The organism is Sphaerisporangium corydalis, from assembly GCF_025506355.1.
GTDB classification, from domain to species: Bacteria; Actinomycetota; Actinomycetes; order Streptosporangiales; family Streptosporangiaceae; genus Sphaerisporangium; species Sphaerisporangium corydalis.
Genome location: NZ_JANZYP010000063.1, coordinates 21,918 through 42,966, shown reverse-complemented (window position 1 = coordinate 42,966; position 21,049 = coordinate 21,918). Strand labels below are relative to the sequence as shown.

The 21,049-nt window shown below is 71.3% G+C and carries 17 protein-coding genes; 16 read left to right on the top strand and 1 reads right to left on the bottom strand.

The annotated features are described in order from the left end of the window. Positions 1–16: 16 nt before the first annotated feature. The 16 genes from NYZ98_RS32510 (at position 17) to NYZ98_RS32435 (ending at position 17,234) form a co-directional block, all read left to right on the top strand. Positions 17–1,075, top strand: coding sequence for a 50S ribosomal protein L11 methyltransferase (locus tag NYZ98_RS32510; protein ID WP_262847429.1), 1,059 nt, complete (start codon positions 17–19; stop codon positions 1,073–1,075). Continuing rightward, positions 1,072–2,487, top strand: a complete 1,416-nt coding sequence (locus NYZ98_RS32505; protein ID WP_262847428.1) for an iron-containing redox enzyme family protein — start codon at positions 1,072–1,074, stop codon at positions 2,485–2,487. Before NYZ98_RS32510 ends, NYZ98_RS32505 begins: the two co-directional genes overlap by 4 nt. Further along, positions 2,475–2,822, top strand: a complete 348-nt coding sequence (locus NYZ98_RS32500) for a Rieske (2Fe-2S) protein (RefSeq protein WP_262847427.1) — start codon at positions 2,475–2,477, stop codon at positions 2,820–2,822. The genes NYZ98_RS32505 and NYZ98_RS32500 overlap by 13 nt, the downstream gene beginning before the upstream one ends. Positions 2,823–3,043: 221 nt before the next feature. Beyond that, positions 3,044–4,003: an alpha/beta hydrolase gene (locus NYZ98_RS32495; protein ID WP_262847426.1), complete on the top strand. Its 960-nt coding sequence runs from the start codon at positions 3,044–3,046 to the stop codon at positions 4,001–4,003. Beyond that, on the top strand, positions 3,990–5,264 hold the full coding sequence (locus NYZ98_RS32490) for an ATP-grasp domain-containing protein (RefSeq protein ID WP_262847425.1): 1,275 nt from the start codon (positions 3,990–3,992) through the stop codon (positions 5,262–5,264). Before NYZ98_RS32495 ends, NYZ98_RS32490 begins: the two co-directional genes overlap by 14 nt. A 1-nt stretch (position 5,265) precedes the next feature. Further along, positions 5,266–5,892: a LysE family translocator gene (locus NYZ98_RS32485; RefSeq protein ID WP_262847424.1), complete on the top strand. Its 627-nt coding sequence runs from the start codon at positions 5,266–5,268 to the stop codon at positions 5,890–5,892. 112 nt (positions 5,893–6,004) lie between these two features. Beyond that, positions 6,005–7,105: a 3-dehydroquinate synthase II gene (locus tag NYZ98_RS32480; RefSeq protein ID WP_262847423.1), complete on the top strand. Its 1,101-nt coding sequence runs from the start codon at positions 6,005–6,007 to the stop codon at positions 7,103–7,105. A 196-nt stretch (positions 7,106–7,301) separates the two neighbouring features. Continuing rightward, positions 7,302–8,555, top strand: a complete 1,254-nt coding sequence (locus NYZ98_RS32475) for an ATP-grasp domain-containing protein (protein WP_262847422.1) — start codon at positions 7,302–7,304, stop codon at positions 8,553–8,555. Positions 8,556–8,589: 34 nt separating this feature from the next. Next, positions 8,590–9,471: a 2-amino-3,7-dideoxy-D-threo-hept-6-ulosonate synthase gene (locus tag NYZ98_RS32470; RefSeq protein ID WP_262847421.1), complete on the top strand. Its 882-nt coding sequence runs from the start codon at positions 8,590–8,592 to the stop codon at positions 9,469–9,471. Further along, positions 9,468–10,310 (top strand): arylamine N-acetyltransferase family protein, encoded by an 843-nt coding sequence (locus NYZ98_RS32465; RefSeq protein ID WP_262847420.1) that lies wholly within the window; start codon positions 9,468–9,470, stop codon positions 10,308–10,310. The genes NYZ98_RS32470 and NYZ98_RS32465 overlap by 4 nt, the downstream gene beginning before the upstream one ends. Then, positions 10,294–11,541 (top strand): cytochrome P450, encoded by a 1,248-nt coding sequence (locus tag NYZ98_RS32460; RefSeq protein WP_262847419.1) that lies wholly within the window; start codon positions 10,294–10,296, stop codon positions 11,539–11,541. The genes NYZ98_RS32465 and NYZ98_RS32460 overlap by 17 nt, the downstream gene beginning before the upstream one ends. 72 nt (positions 11,542–11,613) lie before the next feature. Next, positions 11,614–13,077, top strand: a complete 1,464-nt coding sequence (locus tag NYZ98_RS32455) for an amidase (protein ID WP_262847418.1) — start codon at positions 11,614–11,616, stop codon at positions 13,075–13,077. Between the two features lie 132 nt (positions 13,078–13,209). Next, positions 13,210–14,514, top strand: a complete 1,305-nt coding sequence (locus NYZ98_RS32450; RefSeq protein ID WP_262847417.1) for an ATP-grasp domain-containing protein — start codon at positions 13,210–13,212, stop codon at positions 14,512–14,514. Then, positions 14,514–15,764 carry an MDR family MFS transporter gene (locus NYZ98_RS32445; RefSeq protein ID WP_262847416.1) on the top strand — a complete coding sequence of 417 codons (1,251 nt, stop codon included), beginning with the start codon at positions 14,514–14,516 and terminating at the stop codon, positions 15,762–15,764. The genes NYZ98_RS32450 and NYZ98_RS32445 overlap by 1 nt, the downstream gene beginning before the upstream one ends. Before the next feature lie 32 nt (positions 15,765–15,796). Then, a complete protein-coding gene (locus tag NYZ98_RS32440; protein WP_262847415.1) occupies positions 15,797–16,477 on the top strand; it encodes an RNA polymerase sigma factor in 681 nt (226 codons plus the stop codon). Then, the gene (locus tag NYZ98_RS32435) at positions 16,458–17,234 is read left to right on the top strand and encodes a methylated-DNA--[protein]-cysteine S-methyltransferase (RefSeq protein WP_262847414.1); all 777 of its coding nucleotides are present in this window, start codon (positions 16,458–16,460) and stop codon (positions 17,232–17,234) included. The genes NYZ98_RS32440 and NYZ98_RS32435 overlap by 20 nt, the downstream gene beginning before the upstream one ends. Before the next feature lie 577 nt (positions 17,235–17,811). Here the strand turns inward: NYZ98_RS32435 and NYZ98_RS32430 are convergent. Next, positions 17,812–20,832 carry an AfsR/SARP family transcriptional regulator gene (locus NYZ98_RS32430; protein ID WP_262847413.1) on the bottom strand — a complete coding sequence of 1,007 codons (3,021 nt, stop codon included), beginning with the start codon at positions 20,830–20,832 and terminating at the stop codon, positions 17,812–17,814. Positions 20,833–21,049 lie beyond the last annotated feature (217 nt).

Below are 21,049 nucleotides of genomic sequence, written 5' to 3'. Positions count from 1 at the left end.
ATACGGAGACGAACAGATGCTGAGCACATCAGAGAACGGGTTGAACGCTCGCCTCTTACTGGCGTCCATGCAGACCGCGCTGGACTCGGCGCGGGAATCCATGGACACGATCCGCGACATGCTGGCCACCGGGGGCGGGAGCGGCGAACCCGACGAGGCCGCCCTCGCCGCGGCGATCCGCTCGGTGCCGCGCTGGCACTTCGCCATGCTGAACGACCTGGAGCGCAGCGACGCCTACGCGGTGGCGCTGGAGCGCGTGCTCCCCCCGAACGCGCACGTGCTGGACATCGGCTCCGGCACGGGGCTGCTGGCCATGATGGTCGCCCGCGCCGGTGCGGCCTCGGTCACCACCTGCGAGCAGAACCCGATGCTGGCCGAGGTGACCCGCCAGATCGTCGCCAAGCACGGCCTGTCGGACGTGATCACCGTGGTGGCCAAGCGGTCGGTCGACCTGGTGGTCGGGGTGGACATGCCCCGGCGGGCCGACCTGATCGTGTCGGAGATCGTCGACTGCGGCCTGATCGGCGAGGGGGTGCTGCCGACGGTCGAGCACGCCCGCGAGCACCTGCTGGCCCCCGGCGGGGTCCTGCTGCCGGAGTCGGGCCGGGTGTTCGGCGCGCTCCTGGACAGCGTCGCGGTGGACCGGCTCAATCGGGTCCAGTTCGCCGGCGGCTTCGACGTGGGTCTGCTCAACGGGCTCGCGACCCGCGGTCACTTCCCGGTGCGCCTGAACACCTGGCCGCACCGGGTGCTCTCGCCGACCGCCGAACTGTGCTCGTTCGACTTCGCCAGGGGCTCGGCGGCGGACGGCTCGGCCGAGGTGGAACTGCACGCGGCCGAGGACGGCGTCGCCCACGGCATGGTCGTCTGGTTCGAGATGTCGCTGGGCGGCGGCATCGTGCTGCGCAACTCGCCGGACAACCTCGCCTCGCACTGGATGCAGGCCTTCGTCCCGTTCGTCGAGCCGATCGAGCTGTCGGCGGGCGACCGCGTGGAAATGCTCTTCTCCTGGCAGAACTGCCGGCTTTCCGTTTCCAAGATCAATGTTTCCACCACCATGAAGGGAATGCAGTGAGTTTCACTCCGAACCACACGCCGTTCGAGCTCGACCCGGCTCGTTTGTCCGAACTCGCGCTTGATTTCGCGAGCAACCCCATTTATCTCGACAACGAGGAATGGCAGAACACCGACAACCCGTATCGGCGGCAGTTGCGGCCGCAGATCATCAAGTACTTGAACTTCAGCACGCCGTTGCCCAAGGAGGACCTGCTCGACTATTCGGCGCTCGCCGCGAACCGCCTGCTCGCGACGGTGTACGAGACCGACATGATGTTCCTGCCCAAGGGCCCGATGACCGCGGAGCACTGGGCCGACTTCAAGAGTTTCTACAGCTCGACGAACCGGGCGCGCGGGGAGATGATCCGGCCCTACCTCGAAAGGCACGTCTTCGGCTTCCTCGACGACATCGAGGTCAGCGGGGAGTGGACCAAGGAGAGCCTGGTCGCCTACCTCGGCAGGCTCCGCGACCAGCCGTCGGTGCCGATGGCCAGCGAGAAGGCGATCCGCGAGTCCAGCGACCCCAAGCGCGCGGCCCGTAACTGGCTGATCCAGTTCGCGCCGGACTTCCTGTCCGAGGCCTCGCCGATGATCCGCAACGCCATGGGCTACTACGGGCCCGTGCAGTCGGAGTGGTTCAAGATCATCATCGACGAGTACGGCTACGGCGTCCACGAGTCCAAGCACAGCACGCTGTTCGAGCGGACGATGACCTCGGCCGGGCTCAGCCCCGACCTGCACCGCTACTGGCAGTACTACCTGACCAGCAGCCTGATGATGAGCAACTACTTCCACTACCTCGGCCGCAACCACGAGCACTTCTTCCGCTACCTCGGCGCGCTCTACTACACCGAGACCACGCTGGTGGACTTCTGTGAGCGCGGGGCGGACCTGCTGACCGAGGTGTTCGGCGGCGAGGTGGACGTCGAGTACTTCACCGAGCACGTCCACATCGACACCCACCACGGGCGCATGGCCCTGGAGAAGCTGATCCTGCCGATCGTCGAGCAGTGCGGCGAGGCGGTCATCCCGGAGATCGTGCGCGGGTTCGAGGAGTACCGGGCCATCGCCCAGCTCGCCGACGACGACTTCGCCACCCAGGTGGCCTGGATGGACGCCGGACCGCAGAACAAGAAGCTGCACGACCCGGTGTGGAAGAAGGTCGAGAGCGGCGAGGTGACGGCGCCGGTGGCGTACATCGTCGAGCCCCGGGGTGAGCTGTCCAACACCCACCAGCACGACGGCGACGAACTGTGCCACATCGCGTCGGGGACGATGAAGTTCGTCAGCGGCTACGACTCCCACCAGATCCTGGAGGCGGGCGAGGGCACGGTGATCTGGAGGAACCGCCTGCACGGCGCGATCATCGAGTCCGAGGAGTGCGTCTACGAGATCCACTCGGTCGGGGACTACCGCGCATGCTTGTCCTGACCTTCGCCGCCGAAGGCGCCGGCAACTGCGTCGAAGTGGGCAGCGTGCCGTACGTCTACGCGCGCACCGCGCGGGGGGCGTTCGTGCTGCCCGCGCGCTGCTCGCACCGGGGTGGCCCGCTCCACCTCGCCGACCTGGACAAGGCGGGCGTCCGGCTCGTATGCCCCTGGCACGGGGCCGGGATCTCGGCCACCCGGCTGATCAAGAAGGGCATTCCGGCCGTCCGCTGGGGCAACACGGTCACCGCCGTGTTCCCCGTGCCCGCCGACACCGAGACGAGCACCGGTCACCTGCCGCTGTCGCGGGACCTCTGCGGCATGCGCGCCGCGAACTGACCGGTACGCGGCGTACCGAACCGAGGCGCGCCGCGTACCGGCCGAAACGCCGCGTACCAAACCGAGGCGCGCCGCGTACCGGCCGAGGCGCGCGGCGAGAAGGCCGGACGCGAAACCGGCCCCGCCCGCCGCGCAACCCCGCCGGGGCGCCCGGTGTTCGTCCCCATGGAGAACACCGGGCCGCCCCGGCCCTTACCGCACGAGACTTCAGGAGGCTCCTCATGGCCTACGCAGCAGGGATCGCGGAGTTCGTCGACAAGGTGAACGCCGCGTTGCCCCCCGACTTCTACACCTACCCCGTGGAGCGGCAGCGCGCCCTCTACGATTCGCTGGCCGAGGCCCTGCCCATCCCGGTGCCCGCGTCCGTCACCTGGCGGGACGCGACCGTGGAGCACCAGGACCGCCCGGCCACCCGGATGCGGATCTACCAGCCCGGCTGGCACGGCGGCGACGGCGTGATCTTCTACGTCCGCGGCGGCGGCTTCGTCATCGGGTCGCTCACCAGCCACCACAGCCTGGTCGCCGAGATCGCCGACCGCACCGGGCTGGTCACCGTCGCCCTGGACTTCGGGATGGCGCCGGAGAACCCGTTCCCCGGCCCGGTGGAGGACTGCTACGCCGGGATGACCGCCGTGCTGGCCGACCCGGCCGCCTTCGGGCTGTCGGTCGACCCCGCGGCCGCGGTGGTCGCGGGCGAGAGCTCCGGGGCCAACATGGCGGTGGTGCTGTCGATGATGGCCCGCGACCGCGGCGGCCCGGCCCTGCGGGGCCAGGCGCTGATCAGCCCGGTGCTCGACTTCACCCGCTGGCGGCACGGCGGCGAGGACGCCCCGCTGCTGTCCGGCGGCGAGATGGAGTTCTACACCGCCTGCTACTGCCCCGACCCCGAGCTGGCGGCCGACCCGTACGTCTCCCCGCTGCTGGAGGGCAAGTTCCACGACCTGCCGCCCGCCTACGTCGTCGGGTGCGAGATGGACTCGCTGCGCGTCGACGCCGGGACCTACGCGGACCTGCTCCGCGCCAACGGCACGCCGGTCGAGCACGTCCTGGAGGCGGGCATGGTGCACGCCCCCGTGCGCGCCCGGGGGATGAGCGAGCCGGCCGCGGACATGGTCCGCCGGTTCTGCGCGGCCGCCGCCGCCCTGGCCGGGGGCCCGGAGGCAGTCAGTGACGCACGCTGACCTCACTGGCCCGGTCGTCGTCGTCGACCCCTACTCGTCGGGCGCGATGTTCCCCGCCGCGTTCGCCGAGCACGGGGTGGAGGTGGTCGCCGTCCTCACCTCCGAGCGGCCGCCGGACGCCTACGCCTCGTCGTACCGGCCGCAGGACTTCCGCAGGAAGATCGTCTTCACCGGTGACGTGGCGGCGCTGGCGGGCGAACTGCGGGCGCTGCGCCCCCGGTGCGTGATCGCCGGCGGGGAGTCCGGTGTCGAGCTCGCCGAGCGGCTGGCGCCGATGGTGGTGCCCGGCCGGAGCAACGTGCCGGAGCTGGCCTCGGCGCGGCGCGACAAGTGGGCGATGGCCCAGGCGGTCGCGGCGGCCGGGCTGCCGGTGATCCCGCAGATCTGCGCCGACGACGCCGAGGAGGTGGCGGCCTGGCTCGGCCGGGAGGGCCTCACCGGGCAGGACCTGGTGGTCAAGCCGCCGGCCAGCGCCAGCACCGACGGCGTGGTGAAGGTGCCGGGCGGCGACGGCTGGCGCGAGGTGTTCGCCAAGGGGCTCGGCCGGATCAACCAGATGGGCTTCGCCGACGACCGGCTGCTGGTGCAGAAGTTCCTCACCGGCACCGAGTACGTGGTGGACACCTTCAGCCGGGACGGCGAGCACGGCGTGGTCGACGTGTGCCGGTACGTCAAGGTGGACAACGGGCCGCACATGGCGGTCTACGACGCCATGCGCTGGGTGCCGGCCGACGACCCGGCCGTCCCCGGACTGGTCGAGTACGCCCGTGGCGTGCTGGACGCGGTCGGGATGCGGTTCGGGGCCGCGCACATCGAGATCATGAACACCGCCGGCGGGCCGGTGCTGATCGAGCTCGGCGCGCGGGCGCACGGCGGCGGGCAGCCGAGGTTCAACCGGATCGCCACCGGGGACAGCCAGATCGACCGGACGGTGCGCGCCCTCACCGGCGGCGAGGTCCCCATGGACTACCGCCTGGTCAGCCACCAGATGTGCGTGTTCCACATCGCCAGGGCGTCCGGCGCGGTGCGTGACGTGGCCGCGCTGGACGCGATCAAGGACCTGCCGAGCCACCGGTTCTCTGTGCTGAACCTGGCCGAGGGCGACCTCGTCCAGGCGACCAGGAGCCTGGTGGACAGCCTCGAATTCGGGTTCGTCATCCTGTCCCACCCCGACGCGGCGCAGGTCGAGCGGGACTACCAGGTCATCAGGGACCTGGAGCGCGACCTGGTGTTCGACGCACCCGGCGGGCCGGTGGCCTGAGATGACCTCGCCGATGATCTCCGTCGCGTTCCTGACCGGCTCCCTGGTCGTGATCGTGACGCCCGGACCGGACCTGGCGCTGATCACCCGGCTGGTGCTCACCTGGGGACGGCTGCGTCCCGCGGTGGCGGCGGCGGCCGGGATGGTCGCGGCCGGTGCGGCGCAGGCCGCCGTGGGCGCGCTCGGCATGGCCGCGCTGCTGGCGGCCGAGCCCGCGCTGTTCACGGCGCTGCGCTGGGCGGGCGCGACGGTGCTCATCGGCATGGCCGTCCCGGCCCTCCGGTCGGCCCTGTGGCCGCCGGCCCGGGCCGGGACGCCCGGCGGAGACGCGCCCGCCGGGCGGGCGTTCCTCCAGGGGCTGGCCTGCACCGGGACCAACCCCAAGGTGGGCGTCTTCCTGATGGCGTTCCTGCCGCAGTTCGTCCCGCCAGGAGTGGAACCGGCGCGAGGGGTGGCGCTGCTGGCCGCCGTGTACCTGGGCCTGGTGTTGCTGTGGCTGCTGACCTGGATGACGGTCGTCGGCAGGCTCGCCAAATTCGTGCACACCCCCGCCGTCACCCGCGTCACCTGCGGCCTCACCGCCGCGGTGTTCACGTTCTTCGCCGTACGGCTCGCCCTCGGCGCCTGACCACGACGTCACGGCCACCCGTCGCCGTGACGAGCCCCACCGGACGACCCGGCACCGACGCCGGCCGTCCGGGTGTCCCGTGCGACCCACGGCCGAACCTGGAGAGCCCGCAATGCCCGAGATCTGGTGTGACATCACCGGCCCCGCCGACCTCGGCGCGGTCGGCGGCCTGATCAACCACACCCCGGTCGACCACGTCCTGGTCAGGCCCGCCCAGGCGGCGCGGCTGCCCGAGGTGCGGCTGCACGACCGCGTCCAGGTCGCCTGCCTCGCCGAGGACCCCGGCGACCTGCCGCGGGCCGCCGAGCTGGGCGGCACGGTGGTCGTCACCGACTCTGAGCTGATCGGCGCCGTACGGGAGACCGGCCGCGCGGCCGGACTTCGGGTCACCGTCGGCGACGGGCCGTCCCTGCGGCACTGCCGCGACATGATCGGGCGCGTCGACCACCTCCTCGTCGACTTCACCGACCCGACGAACATCCCGCTGGAGCTGCTGCTGGCCGCCGCCCAGGGCACCGGCACCCGCGTCGTGAAGAAGGTGACCGGCCACGGGGACGCCGTCGTGTCCAGCGGGGTGCTGGAGTCCGGCCCCGCCGGGCTGCTGTTCGCCGTGGACGACATCGAGGAGGCGGGACGGCTCATGCCGCGCCTCCTGAGGGCGCAGCGGTTCGACATCCCCCTGGTCGAGGCGACCGTCACCGCGGTGCGCCACGCCGGGATGGGGTACCGGGGCTGCGTCGACACCACCTGGCTGTTCGAGCAGGACGAGGGGATGATCGTCGGCTCCACCTCCAGCGGCGGGCTGGTCGTGTGCGCCGAGGTCCACCACCTGCCGTACATGAACCTGCGGCCGTTCCGGGTCAACGCCGGCGCCGTGCACTCCTACGTCTGGTCCGACGGCGGGACCGAGTACATCACCGACCTGTCGGCGGGCGGCACCGTGCTGGCCGTCAACACCGCCGGTTCGGCCTACCCGGTGCGCGTCGGCCGGGTGAAGACCGAGCTGCGGCCGCTGCGCCTGATCCAGGCCGTCGCCGGAGGGGTGCCGCTCAACGTCTTCGTGCAGGACGACTGGCACGTGCGGATCTTCGACGCCGACGGCAGGCCGATGAACTGCACCTCCGTCGAGCCCGGCACCCGGCTCCTGGCGCACGTGTGCGAGCCCGGCAGGCACGTCGGCATCAAGGTCAGCGAAGCGATCGTCGAGAACTGACCACCCACCGAACCGAGCGCCCGCCACCCACCGAACCGAGCGCCCGCAACCCACCGAACCGAGCGCCCGCAACCCACCGAACCGAGCGCCCGCAACCCACCGAACCCGAGCGCCCGCAACCCATCGAACCCGAGCGCCCGCCACCCCACCGGATCGAACGTCCGACAGCCCCCAGCAGGCCGGAGAGCAACTGAGCATGGACAAGCCCATCGTCGTCATCGTCGACCCGTACTCCTCGGGCAACCTGCTGGCGCCCGCGTTGCGGGACGCGGGCCTGCTGCCGGTCGCGGTCACCTCCGCCCGCCGCCCGCCCGCGATGTGGGCGGGCTCGTACCACCCCGAGGACTTCCACCAGGTCATCGCGCACGCGGGCCACCTGGGAGAGACCCTCGCGCACCTGCGGGCGCTCACCCCGGTCGCCGTGCTCGCCGGCGCCGAGAGCGGCGTCGAGCTCGCCGACCGGCTGGCCGCCCTGGTCACCCCCGGGCGGGCGAACGACCCGGCCCTGGCCGCCGCCCGCAGGGACAAGGGCGCGATGGCCTCGGCCGTGGCCGCCGCCGGCCTGCCCGGCGTCGCGCAGGTGTGCACCGCCGACGCCGCCGAGGTCGAGGAGTGGCTCGCCAGGCCGGGCGGGGGAGGGCACGACCTGGTGCTGAAGCCGCCCAAGAGCGCGGGGACGGACGGCGTCACCCGCGTGCCGGCCGGCGCGGACTGGCGTCCGGCATTCCACCGCCTGCTGGGCGGGCGCAACAAGCTCGGCCTGGTCAACGACCGGGTGCTCGTCCAGGAGTACCTGACCGGCACCGAGTACGTCGTCGACACCTGCACCTTCGACGGGACGCACACGGTGACCGACATCTGCGTGTACCGCAAACGGCACAACGCCGGGCACATGGCGGTCTACGACTACATGGAATGGCTGCCGCACGACACCCCGGGCCACGCCGAGCTGGTCGGCTTCGCCACCCGCGTGCTCGACGCGGTCGGCGTCCGCTTCGGCGCCGCGCACATCGAGATCATGCGGACCGGCCAGGGGCCCCGGCTGATCGAGGTCAACGCGCGCATCGCGGGCGGCGGCGTCCCCGAATACTGCCGGGAGGCCACCGGCGACAGCCAGGTCGACCGGCTGGCCCGCTACCTCGCCGGAGACCGGGCCGTTCCGGCGGGCTTCACCCTGCGCAAGACCGTGCGCGGCGTGCTGTTCGTCGCCAGGACGCCGGGGGTGCTGCGCAACGCGGAGGAGTACCGGCGGGTGCGCTCGCTCGCCAGCCACCACGCCTCGCGGATCAACGTGCGCAGCGGCGACCGCGTCGCCGCCACCCACGACCTGTACTCCAGCCACGCCCTGGGCTACGTGATCCTCGCCCACGAGCACCCGGAGCAGGTCCGGGCCGACTACGAGGCGGTCCGCCGGATCGAGCGCGGCCTTGTGTACGACCAGGCACGCTGACCGATCCCGACCGCACCCGAGCTCTGGAGGAGCTGTGCTCACCTCGACGATGTCCGGCAAGCTCCGGCGCCTGGCCCGACTGTCCCGGCGGGGCGACGGCCGGTTCCTCTTCGTCCCCATGGACCACTCCGTCTCCGACGGCCCGATCGCCACGGCCGAGCGGTTCGGCCCCCTGGTCCGGGCCGTGGCCGAGGGCGGTGCCGACGCGGTCATCATGCACAAGGGACGGGCCCGCCTGCTCGACCCGGCGGTGACGCGGGGGACCGGGCTCGTCGTCCACCTCAGCGCCGGCACCTCCCACGCGCTGGACATCGACGCCAAGACCCTGGTCGGCGGGGTCGAGGAGGCGGTCAGCCAGGGCGCGGACGCGGTGAGCGTCCACGTCAACATCGGGTCGGTGACCGAGGCCGCGCAGCTCAGGGACCTCGGCAGGGTCGTCGCCGCCGCGGACGCCTGGGGGCTGCCGGTGATGGCGATGATCTACGCAAGGGGGGCGCACCTGGCCGCCCCGCACGCCGCCGCGACGGTGGCCCACATCGTCAACATCGCCGCCGACCTCGGCGCCGACATCGTCAAGACCGCCGCCACCCGGCCGGCCGCGCACATGGCGGAGGTCGTGGCGCACTGCCCCGTGCCGGTGGTGGTCGCGGGCGGCGCCGACGACGGGTCGGACCTGCTGTCGTTCGCCGGGGACATGATGGCCGCGGGCTGCGCCGGGCTGGCCGTGGGCCGCCGGGTCTTCCGGCACCCGGCGCCGCGCATGCTGGTGCGGGGACTCGCCGAGGCCGTGCACGGCCCCTCGCCCACAGCTCCGTACGGCCCGGCGTCCGCCGCCCCGGCCGAGGCGTCGCACGGACCCTCGCCCGCCGGAGCGGCCGCCGGCGGCGAGGAGCTGCGGCTGGCGGTGGGACGGTGACCCTCGGCCCGCGCGACCTCCGCGCCTACCTGGCCCGCCTCGGCGTCCGCCCGGGACCGGACGGGCCGGTCGCCGCCACCGCCGCGACCCTGCGGCTGCTGCACGAGCGGCACCTGCGGCGGGTGCCGTTCGAGAACCTCGACGTGATCGCCCGGCGGCGGCTCAGCTACGACCTGCGCGACCTGTTCGACAAGATCGTGGTGCGCCGGCGCGGCGGGTGGTGCCTGGAGACGAACTGGCTGCTCGGCCACGTGCTGACCGGCCTCGGCTTCCCGGTGGAGTTCATCGGCGCCGGGGTGGCGAACCGCGGCGGATTCAAGCACGACCTGAGCCACCTGCTGCTCCTGGTCCGCGCCGGGAACACGGCCCATCTCGCCGACGTCGGGTTCGGCGGCGGCGGGTACGCCGAGCCGCTGCCCGCCCGGCCGGGCGTCCACGAGCAGGCCACCGGCTCCTACCTGGTCGAGGCGGACGGCGACCGCCTGATCGTGGCGCGCCAGAACGGCGGCGCCTGGCAGGCGATGTACCGGTGCGCCCCGCTGCGCCCCCGGCACATCACCGACTTCGCCGCCACCAGCGACTTCCACGAACTGTCGGCCGAATCGCCGTTCAACACCGCGCCGCACTGCACCCGGCTGACCCCCGAGGGCTGGGCGGTGGTGAGCGGCGACCGGCTGGAACTGCGGTCGGACCGCACCCGCGCGTACGCGCTGACCGACCCCGCGCTCCGCGCCGCCGTACTGGCGTGGGTGCTGCACGACGCGCCCCGGCCGCCGCTCGGCCGCGAGGAGCACTCGACCATCGAGCGAGCCAGGGAGAGCCATGCAGGAAGTCAGTGAGCTGATACCGACGCTGTTCGACCAGCGGACCCGGCCCGACCCCTACCCGTGTTACGCGGCCTTGCGCGAGCGGGAGCCGGTGCCGCTGGCCACCGGCCGGGGCGTGATGCTCGGCAGCTTCGCCTCCTGCCTCGCGGCGTTGCGCGACCGGCGGCTGAGCAGCGACCGTACCGTGTCCTGGGCGTACTCCGGCGACCCGGCCGCGACCACGTCACGGCCGGAGATCCAGTCGCTGCTGTTCTCCGACCCGCCCGACCACACCCGGCTGCGCCGGCTCATGTCGCACGCGTTCACGCCCGGCATGGTCGAGCGGCTGCGGGCCTTCGTCCGCGCCCGCATCGACGACCTGATCGACGCGGCGGCCCCGGCCGGCCGGATCGAGGTCGTCGGCGGGCTGGCCTACCCGCTCCCGCTGTCGGTGATCGGCCACATGCTGGGCGTGCCGGGGTCGGACATGAAGTGGCTGCACGCCCGCTCCATGGTGCTGCCGCGCGCCTTCGACCCGGCCATGGCCGCCTTCGGGACCCCGCCGCCCGGCCACGCCGAGCGGATGGTGGCCGAGCGGGAGATGAACGCGTACTTCCTGGAGCTGGGCAGGAGGCGGCTCCGCTCGCCCGGCGACGACCTGGTCAGCGAGCTGGCCATGGTCAGCGCGGACGGCGACCGGCTGTCGGAGCGGGAACTGGCCGACAACTGCCGGCTGCTGCTCAACGCGGGCCACGAGACGACGGTCAACCTGATCGACAACACCCTGCTGGCGCTGCTGCGGCACCCCCGGGAGGCCGAACGGCTGCGCGCCGACCCCCACCGCGCGTCCGCGATCGTGGAGGAGACCATGCGGTGGGACTCGCCGGTGCAGATCCTGCAGCGGTTCGTCCCCCGCGACCTGCGGTTCGGCGAGGTGGACCTGCGGGCGGGCGACATCGTCGTGCTGCTCACCGCGGCGGCCCAGCGCGACCCGGCGGCGTTCGCCGACGCCGACGCGTTCCTGCCGGACCGCACCGACGGCAGGCATCTGGGCTTCGGGTTCGGCGCCCACTTCTGCCTGGGCGCCGCGCTGTCGCGCATGGAGCTCGGACTGCTGGCGCCGAGGTTCTTCCAGCGCCTGGTCGGCCCGGTGCTCGACGAGTCGTCCGTGCGCTACCGCGAGCAGGTGGCGCTACGCGGCCTGACCCGCATGGACGTCGACTTCACCGACGTCAGGCCCCGTGAACTGGCGTGGCCGCTGTGAACCGCGATGTCAGGCCGGGAACCGTCGTGGCCGCCGTGAGCCGCGTGACGCCAAGCAGGAGGACGAAGCGCCATGGATGACCTGACCCGGTTCACCGCCACCGAACTCGCGCACCTGATCCGCCGCCGCGCGCTGTCGCCGGTGGAACTGGTCGAGAGCTCCCTCACCCGCATCGAGAAGCGCGACCAGGTGCTCAACGCCTTCGTCACCGTCTGCGCCGACCAGGCGATGGACGCCGCCCGCGCGGCGGAGCGGGCCGTCACCTCCGGCGAGGTGCTCGGACCGCTGCACGGCCTGCCCGTCGCGATCAAGGACCTGGACGCGGTCGCCGGGGTGCGGATGACCCTAGGGTCGCGGCTGTTCGCCGACCACGTGCCCGACCGGGACGCGGCGTTCGTCACCCGGCTCAAGCGGGCCGGCGCCATCGTGGTCGGCAAGACCAGCACCTCGGAGTTCGGGCACAAGGCCGTCGCCGACAATCCGCTGACCGGGCCGGCGCGCAACCCGTTCGACCACACGATGAACACCGGCGGGTCCTCAGGCGGCAGCGCCGCCGCCGTGGCCGAAGGACTCGTGCCGCTCGCGCAGGGCTCCGACGGCGGCGGGTCGATCCGGGTGCCCGCCTCGATGTGCGGGGTGGTCGGGATGATGGGCACGTTCGGGCGGGTGGCCGAACCGGCAAGGCCCAACGCGTTCGGCCTGCTCACGCCGTCGGTGTTCTTCTGCCCGCTGGGCCGTACCGTCGAGGACGCGGCCCTGATGCTGGAGGTGATGTCCGGCCCCGACCCCCGCGACCCGTACTCGCTGCCGGTGACCGCCGGCGGCCCGCGTGACGGCCTCACGCGGTCGCTGCGCGGGCTGCGCGTGGCCTACAGCCCCGACTTCGGCGGGTTCCCCGTCGAGGAGGAGGTGGCCGCAGCGGTGCGCGGCGCGATCCCGGCCCTGGCCGAGGACGGCGCCGTGGTCGAGGAGGTGCGGATCCGGCTCCCGGCCTCCCACCAGGAGCTGACCGCCATGTGGCGCCGGCTCACCGCCGTGCGGCAGGCGGAGTTCGCCCACCACGCGCTGAGCAGGGGGCTGGACCTGCTCGGCGAGCACCGGGAGCTGATCAGCCCCGACTACGTGGACACGATCAGGCTGGGCGCCGCCCAGTCGGCGGTGGACTACCGCGTCGACGACGCCCTGCGCACCGAGTTGTTCGACGCCGTGGCCGACGTGTTCGACACCTACGACCTGATCGTGAGCCCGGTGACGTCGGTGGCCGGCGTACCGAACGGCGCGAACGGCGACACGCTCGGCCCCTCCGAGGTGTGCGGGCAGGCGGTCGACCCGCTGGTCGGCTGGTGCCTGACCTACGCGCTGAACCTGACCGGGAATCCGGCCGCGTCGGTGCCCGCCGGCTGGACCCGGTCCGGCCTGCCGGTGGGCATGCAGATCGCCGGGCGCCGGTTCGGCGAGCCGTCCGTGGTGGCCGCGTGCGCCGCCGTCGAACGCCGCCGCCCCTGGTACGACCGGTACCGGGCCCTCGGGTCCTGATCCGGGAAACGGCCCAGGTCCTGACCGAAACGGGCCTCGGGTCATGACCGGACGAACGAGCCCTTGTTCCGACTGAGGAAAACCGCAACGGCGGAGAACGGATCGGTGTTCCCCTTGATGAAGGAAGTGTCCATGAAAGCGATGTCCGACTTCGGAAGCGCCCACCAGGCGCAGGGACGGGAGCAGGAGATGGGACAGCACGGCGCGCCGGACGACAGGCCGCTGCTCCTCCTCATAGGCAGCAGTTCGAGGCTCAGCAGAGAGTTCATCCTGAAGTCGGTGAGCACGCGCTACCGCATGTGGCTGATGCACCCCGCGGAGGTGTCCTGGGAGGCGCCCTACGTCGTGGGCAACACCGTCGTGGACAACACCGACGCGCCGAAGCTGGTCGAGGCCGCGCGCGAGGTCGCCGCGCGCCACGAGGTCACCGGGGTGTTCTGCTACGACGAGGGACTGGTCTGGCCGGCCGCGTCGGTGAGCCAGGCCCTCGGCCTGCCCGGCAACCCGCCGGAGGTCATCGCCGCCTGCCGCGACAAGAACGCCACCAGGGTCGCCCTGGAGGCCGCCGGCGTGCGGCAGCCGATCTCCATCGGGGTCTCCTCCCTGGACGAGGCGCTGGCCGCCGCCGACAAGATCGGCTACCCGGTGGTGCTCAAGCCGCGCGGCCTCGCCGGCAGCATGGGCGTCAAGCTCGCCGCCGGCCCCGCCGAGGCCGAGTCCGCCTACGCCGCGGCCACCGCCATCACCTACCCCGGCGTGCCGGTGTTCGAGGTGTCGGTCCTCGTCGAGGAGTACGTCGGCGGGCCCGAGATCAGCGTCGACGCGGTGTTCCACGACGGCGAGTGCGTGCCGCTCGCCCTGGCCCGCAAGCAGGTCGGATTCGCCCCGTTCTTCGAGGAGACCGGCCACGTCGTCGACGCCGCCGACCCGCTGCTGTCCGACCCCGACGTGGTCGGCGCGCTCCGGCGCGCCCACGCCGCGCTGGGCTTCCACACCGGCGTGACGCACACCGAGTTCAAGCTCGGCCCGGACGGCTGGTGCCTGCTGGAGGTCAACGCCCGCGTCGGCGGCGACATGATCCCCTACCTCGGCCACCTGGCCACCGGCGTCGACATCGCGATGGCCGCCGCCGACGTGGCGGCGGGCCGCCGGCCCGACACCGCGTTCCGGCACCACAAGGTGGCGACGGTCACCTTCCTGTACCCCGAGCACGACACCGAGGTGGAGACGGTGACCGTGCACGAGCACAGGTACGCCCCCCACGTGCACAGCGCGACCGCGCTGGCCGGCCCCGGCGCCGTGCTCCGCCTGCCGCCACGCGGCTACATCTCCCGGTACGGCCGGATCATCACCCTGGCCGACACCGCCGAAGAGGCGCTGGCCGACACGACCGGGATCATCGAGATCGCCGGCCGGCCCGCGAAGCCGGTGTCCTGATGGCGGCCACCGAGGACCACCCCTCCGTCCTGCGGACCATGCGGGGCATCTCCCGGCCGGTGTGGCTGCTGCTCGCGGGCATGTTCGTCAACCGGCTGGGCAACTTCCTGCAGATCTACCTGGTGCTCTACCTGACCGGGAAGGGCTTCTCCGCCTACGGGGCGGGCATCGCCCTCGGCGCCTACGGCGCCGGCTCGGTCGTCGGGGTGCTGGCCGGCGGCTCGATCTCCGACCGGTTCGGCTACCGCTGGACGATCGTGACGTCCATGGCGGCGGCCGGGGCGCTGACGACCCTGATGGTGGTCCTGCCCAGCCTCCCGCTGGTCATCGTGGTCGCCGCGGTCGTCGGCGCGCTCGGGCAGGCCTACCGGCCCGCGTCCTCGGCGCTGCTGGTCGAGCTGACCCCGGCACGGCAGCACGTCATGGTGTTCGCGGTGTACCGGCTGGCGTTCAACCTGGGCACCACGGCCGGCCCGCTGCTCGGCGCGCTGCTGATCACCTACTCCTACGACCTGATGTTCTACGTCGACGCCGTCACCGCGCTCGCGTTCGCCGCGTTCGCGCTCAGCCTGCCGCACACCGTGCCGAGCACCGACGCCCCGGCGGCGGCGGACGGGGGGCGCAGGTCCTACCTCGGGGTGCTGGCCGACCGCAGGTTCACCCTGTTCATGCTGGCGCTGTTCCTCAACGCCGTCGTGTACATCCAGCACATCGCGGTCCTGCCGCTGCAGGTCACCGCGGACGGGCACCGGCCGGAGGTGTACGCCGCGCTGCTGTCGCTGAACGCGGTGATGGTCATCGCGCTGGAGCTGCCGCTGACCAAGTTCGTCCAGCGGATGCCCGCCAAGCTGGCCGTGGCCCTCGGCATCGGGCTGGTCGGCGTCGGCATGAACATGTACGTCGCCGGGCCCGCGATCGCGATGTTCGTCGTCGCGACCCTGGTGTGGACGCTCGGCGAGATCGTCGGCACGCCGACGGTGTCGGCCTACCCCGCCCAGGTGGCGCCGCCGGGGATGCGCGGCCGGTACATCGCGGCGGCGGCGCTGCCCATGCAGATCGGGTACGCCGCCGGGCCGGTCATCGGCGTCGCGATGTGGACCGTCTGGCCGGACGGCGTCTGGTGGGGGTGCGCGGCCATCACCGTCGTCGCCGTGCTGGCCACCCTCGCCGGCATGACCCGTACGACCGGGGACCCGGACGGCGGGGAGAGCGCGCCGGACCGGGAGCAGGCCGCCGCGAGCACGCACTGAGCCGGGCGGCGAACGGCCGGAAAGGACGGGTGGTGGGCACGGTGCCGGAGGAAGACCCGCACGACGACGCGGCCGGGCGGCTGCGCGCGCTGCTCCAGGAGGACCTCGACGCGGGGTTCGCCGAGCTGGTGCGCGAATACCAGCAGCTCGTGTACACCATCGCGCTGCGCGTCTGCGGGCACCACCACCCCGACGCCGAGGACCTGGCCGCCGAGGTGTTCCTGCGGGCCTACCGGGCACTGCGCGGGTACTCCGCGGCACGCCTCGGCGAGCTGCGGCCCCGGCCGTGGCTGGTCACCATCACGCTCAACATGGGCCGCAACAACGCCCGTGACCGGGGCAGGCGACCGCTCCAGGTGACCCTGGAGGACTTCGTGGAGCGGTCTCCGCAGGGCGACGTCTTCGACGACGTCGCCGCCGGGCTCGACCGCCGCCGGGCGCTGGCCGAGCTGACCGCCTGCCTCCCCGACCAGCAGCGCGACGCCGTGCTGCTGCGTCACCTGTGCGAGTTGTCCAGCGCCGAGGTCGCCGAGGTCCTCGGCTGCCCGGAAGGGACGGTACGTTCACATGTCTCCCGAGGACTGGTCAGGCTGCGCGGGCTACTCGCGGAGCGGTATCCCGCGCTGGCCGCAGGCCAGGGATCCGGCGGCACGGGCACCCCGGTCGCTCAGGTGCGACGGCAGGAGAGGATCAGTGGCCACAGGAGAGGATGACCTCGCGCGGGTCGCGCGGATGCTGGCCGAGCTGGCACCCGGCCCGGTCGACCTGACCGGGCGGCTGTTCGCCCAGTGGTGCACGGTCGGCTCCCCGGTCGGCGAGGTGTACGTCGCCTCCACCGACCGCGGAGTGTGCTACCTGCGCACCGGCGAGTCGGTCGGCGGCGACGACCAGCGGTTCCTGGAACAGCTCCGCGACCGCCTGGGCAGACCGGCCAGGCGCGCCGCCCGCCCGCCCGCCGGGGTGGCGCCGGCCCTGCGCTCCGGCAGGCCCGGCCGGTTGCCGCTCGACCTGCGCGGGCTGTCGGACTTCGAACGCGCGGTGCTGGAGGCGACGGCGCGCATCCCGGTCGGCGAGACCCGGCCGTACCGGTGGGTGGCCGAGCGCATCGCCCGCCCGACGGCCGTGCGAGCGGTCGCCTCGGCCCTCGGCCGCAACCCGGTACCGCTGCTGATCCCCTGCCACCGCGTGACCCGTGCCAACGGCGACATCGGCGGCTACGTGTTCGGCGGCCAGGTCAAGGAACGCCTGCTGCGGCTGGAGGACGTCAACGTGGACGAGGTGAACGACCTGGCCGGCGAACACGTCTACTTCCTGGGCAGCGACACCACCAACATCGTCTGCTTCCCGACCTGCCACCACGCCCGCCGCATCACCGAGCCACACCGGCAAGGCTTCCGCACCATCGCCCAGGCCCGCCGCGCCGGCTACCGCCCCTGCAAACACTGCAAACCAGCCGAACTGGCAGCCTGACCGCCCCCTGTTCGTACGCCTGTCACGGACGAGGACGGCCTGCCCAGCAGTAAGCGACGCGCCGGTTGCCCAGGTCGGCGTGGCTGGGCATGGCCTGGCGCCAGGCCCGGCGGCATTCGGAGGACCTTTCGAGCGTGAACAGGACGGCTCCGCGCAGGCTGAGGGTCCCGGCCTCGTTGAGGCGGTCGACATATGCCGGCCGGTAAGGGCATGTGGGCTGGCATGAAAGGAGGGAGGACGTATCCCGCCCTCCCTCTATGGTGCTAGCCGTCCGTCTAGGAGACCCCACTTGTGAGACCCGGAATCACTGTGATCACGTGAAGCATCCAAATAAAGGCGACCACTAGGCTCACCAGCGCGTATTTCATGTAACCCTCTTGGTTGGCGACATATACGGTCGAGCTTCATTGCTAGATGTGGCGGACCAAATTCTAGATGCTCGGACCGTGACCGCGCTACCGATCTCCAAACTTATGCGTGCATGGTTGGAGATGGGTGGTTGAGGGGTGTATGTGCGTTTCGTTCAACCGAGGTCTGACTGTGAGCGATGCGAAGTTTCGGAGCAAGGTGCTCGGTGTTACGAGTCCGCTGCTTCCGAGAGGCCCTGTAAGCGCATTCGAAGGCGATGCGCCTCGGCCAGGCCGAGATGATCGTATAGCTCGAGGGCGTGCTGCCAAACCCGCTGGGCCTGAGCTTGATCACCGACATGTTTGAATGATAAGCCCATATGATCCATGACCTCGGCTTCCAGGTGTACGTCCCCGATGCCCTGAATCGCCTGTAATGCCCTGTCGTAGAACTCCAGCGCGGTCTGGTGACGACGGGCACGCTGATGAGCGTCGCCAATGCTGTTGAGCGTCTGAGCCTCACATCGCCGATCGCCGATTTCGCGGTAGATGCGCAGGGCGTTTTTGTAGCGTTCCAGCGCTTCTCCATACCGGTCGAGATGCTGGAGTACGTTGGCCGTGTTGTGCAGCAGGGTGGCGGTGTCCTTCGGGCTCGTCTCCGGGACGATGGCGGCGGCCCGCTCGTAGTAGCTCAGCGCGCTGGTGTACTGGCCGCGACGTGCCTCCACCTCGCCGAGGTTGTTCAGTACCACGCGATGACCGTGAAGATTACCGTCCTCCTCGTGCAACGCGAGGACCTCACGTAAGCGATCGGACGCGGCTCGGTAGTCCCCCGTGTCGTGGGCGACGCCGGCGATTTGGTTCAGGCTCAGGGCCATGCCGTACCGGTCGTTGAGCCCTCTCTTGATTTTGAGTGCCTGTTCGAAACATCCCATGGCCAGATCGAATTCGGAGCGGTGCCAGTGAGCCAGCCCGCATTGTCCGAAAACCTCCGCGACCCCCTGCTCGTCGCCGAGTGCTTGCTGAATCCGTAACGCCTGAGCCGCGACGTCCAGGCATTCGTCAAGTCGGCCGGTTCGCCAGAGCGCTTCGCTGAGATCGGTCATCGCGCGTGCGACTCCGGGCCGGTCGCCCAGCAGCTGCCAGGCATTGATCGCCCTCGTGTGCACGCGAATTGCGTCCGCCGCGTGCCGCCACAAGCTGAGGTGGCGGCTCAGAATATGCGGGAGCAGCGCGGCGTGCCGGGTCCAGCCGTTGTCCGACGCATGGAGGGTCAGCCGCAGGAGATTTTCCAATTCGGTGCTCAGCCATCTTCCGGCCTGATCCGCGGTCGCCAAAGCGGGAGAAGTGCGCGGAGGGGCCTTCACTTCGACGGGAATGCGCCTGCGGTGCTGGTAAAGGAGCCTGTCGGCACGGTCGGTCACAAAAAGGTAGTAGTCGAAGAGGCGGTGGAGGGCGTCCGTACGCTCGCTTTCCGGCCGCTCCCCGGAAAGCGAGACCGCGTAGTCGCGAATGAGGTCGTGGAATCGGTAGCGGCCGGGTCGCGGCTCGGCGATGAGGTGCTGGTCGAGCAGGTCGTCGAGCAACTGTTCCGCGTCTGCGAGGGGTAGTCCGAAGAGCGCCGCCGAACTGTGTGCGGTGAATTCCAGCCCCGGGTGGTACCCGAGCCAGACGAACGCCCGGCGCTGATTTTCCGCGAGTTCTTCGTACGAAAGGCGGAAGGCGGCGATGATGTGGCGGCTTTCGGCTCTGATCTCGGTCAGACGCTGGTCGTCCCGTCCCAGCCGCTCCGCCAGGTCCGCGACACTCAGCGCGGGGCGGTGCCGGAGCCGGCTGCCGACGAGTTGGAGCGCGAGAGGAAGGTGGCCGCAGAGCCGGGTCACCGCGGCGACGTGCTCCGATTCGAGTACGCGCCGCGTGCCTGCGGCGCGGTCGAGCAGGGTGGCCGAGTCCTCGGCGGGCAGCACGTCAAGGGAGAGAGACTCGACCCCGTCCAGGCCGGCCAGCCGCCGCCTGCTGGTGACGATGACCAGGCAGCCGGGCACACCGGGCAGGAGGTGGCTGATCTGCTCGTGTCCCGCCGCGTTGTCCAGCACGATGAGAACCTTGCGCCGGGCCAGTTCCTTGCGCCAGAGCGCGGCGCGCGCGTCCAGATCTTCGGGGATGCCCTCGCCGGGCACGCCGAGGTGACGGAGTAGCCGATCAAGGGCGGCGGCCGGGTCGACCGTTTGGCGATGGGCGCTGTGCCCGTGCAGGTCGAGGAACAGCCGGCCGTCGGGATACCGGTCGGTGAGAAGGTGGGCCAGATGCACGGCGAATGCTGTCTTGCCGACCCCTGGCATGCCGTCGACGGCCAGTACGGGCACCGCCATCGCGCCGAGCACTTCTGCAGAGGTCAGTCGGGCGAGTTCGGCCGTCCTGCCGGTGAAAGTGGGGATGTCGCGCGGTAAATCGTTGGGAGGGGGATTTCCCGCCGTCTTTCGCGCCCGGGTTTCGGGCAGCAAAGTGGGGTCGTGAAGGAGGATGCGTTGGTGCAGTTCCTGTAAGGCGGGCCCGGCCTCGGTGCCGACCTGGTCGTTGAGCCGCCCTTGTGCCTGCCGATAGGCCGCCAGCGCGTCTGCCTGCCTTCCGCTGACGTAGAGCGTCCGCATCAGGAGTTCGACGAGCCTCTCGTCGAACGGGAAGCGGGTCACCAGTTCCGACAGCTCAGCGATCAGCCGAGTGTGCTCGCCCACACCGTGCTGGAGGGTGACGCGCTCCATGGTGCTGCCGAGCATCTCGTTCTCGAGGTTGGCGCGCGTCGTCTCCGCCCAGGTGCCGTGCAGTCCCGCCAGAGGCTCACCACGCCAGAGCTTCGCCGCTTCATGGTAAAGGCCGATGGCGTGGTCGGTTTCACCGGCGTCCGCCGATGCCCGGGCTTCCGCACGCAGCCTACGGAACCGGTGATAATCGATGTTTTCGACGTCCGTTTCCAATATGTACGCACCGGAAATGCCACGCAGGCGTGCGTCTCCGACATCGCCGATTTCCTGGAGACGGCCTCTCAAGCGGGCGATGCTGCTCTGTAACCTCGCCCGCGCTTTCCCAGGGGGGTTATCGTCCCACACTCTGCCGATGATCGATCGAATCGGAACGGCCCGGCCCGGAGTCATGAGAAGGATCGCCAGGACGAGCCGCTCCCTGGCCCAGTCCAGGTCATGGCGCTGCTCGCGGGACCAGAGCTCCACTGGACCCAGAATGCGAAATTCCATTCGAGTCTCTTCTCGGGAAGTCGTCCTTGCCTGTCCGGCATCTTTTCACCGGATTGGCGATCGATCCAGTACCCGGCGCAGGATTACTACGCCATTTGCGCGATGTGAGGGCCGCAGGTAAAACGCAAGTCTGCCGCAAGGATTTCCGCAAGACCGCCGGCCGATACTTCCGATGAGGGCGAGGGGGTTCGCCCGAACCGCCGACGGTGGGCTAGGG

Bases quoted from the DNA above. Each gene is read 5' to 3' on its own strand.
- NYZ98_RS32510 (WP_262847429.1), top strand. From the start codon at position 17: ATGCTGAGCACATCAGAGAACGGGTTGAACGCTCGCCTCTTACTGGCG.
- NYZ98_RS32500 (WP_262847427.1), top strand. From the start codon at position 2,475: ATGCTTGTCCTGACCTTCGCCGCCGAAGGCGCCGGCAACTGCGTCGAA.
- NYZ98_RS32495 (WP_262847426.1), top strand. From the start codon at position 3,044: ATGGCCTACGCAGCAGGGATCGCGGAGTTCGTCGACAAGGTGAACGCC.
- NYZ98_RS32485 (WP_262847424.1), top strand. From the start codon at position 5,266: ATGACCTCGCCGATGATCTCCGTCGCGTTCCTGACCGGCTCCCTGGTC.
- NYZ98_RS32480 (WP_262847423.1), top strand. From the start codon at position 6,005: ATGCCCGAGATCTGGTGTGACATCACCGGCCCCGCCGACCTCGGCGCG.
- NYZ98_RS32475 (WP_262847422.1), top strand. From the start codon at position 7,302: ATGGACAAGCCCATCGTCGTCATCGTCGACCCGTACTCCTCGGGCAAC.
- NYZ98_RS32460 (WP_262847419.1), top strand. From the start codon at position 10,294: ATGCAGGAAGTCAGTGAGCTGATACCGACGCTGTTCGACCAGCGGACC.
- NYZ98_RS32455 (WP_262847418.1), top strand. From the start codon at position 11,614: ATGGATGACCTGACCCGGTTCACCGCCACCGAACTCGCGCACCTGATC.
- NYZ98_RS32450 (WP_262847417.1), top strand. From the start codon at position 13,210: ATGAAAGCGATGTCCGACTTCGGAAGCGCCCACCAGGCGCAGGGACGG.
- NYZ98_RS32445 (WP_262847416.1), top strand. From the start codon at position 14,514: ATGGCGGCCACCGAGGACCACCCCTCCGTCCTGCGGACCATGCGGGGC.
- NYZ98_RS32430 (WP_262847413.1), bottom strand. From the start codon at position 20,832: ATGGAATTTCGCATTCTGGGTCCAGTGGAGCTCTGGTCCCGCGAGCAG.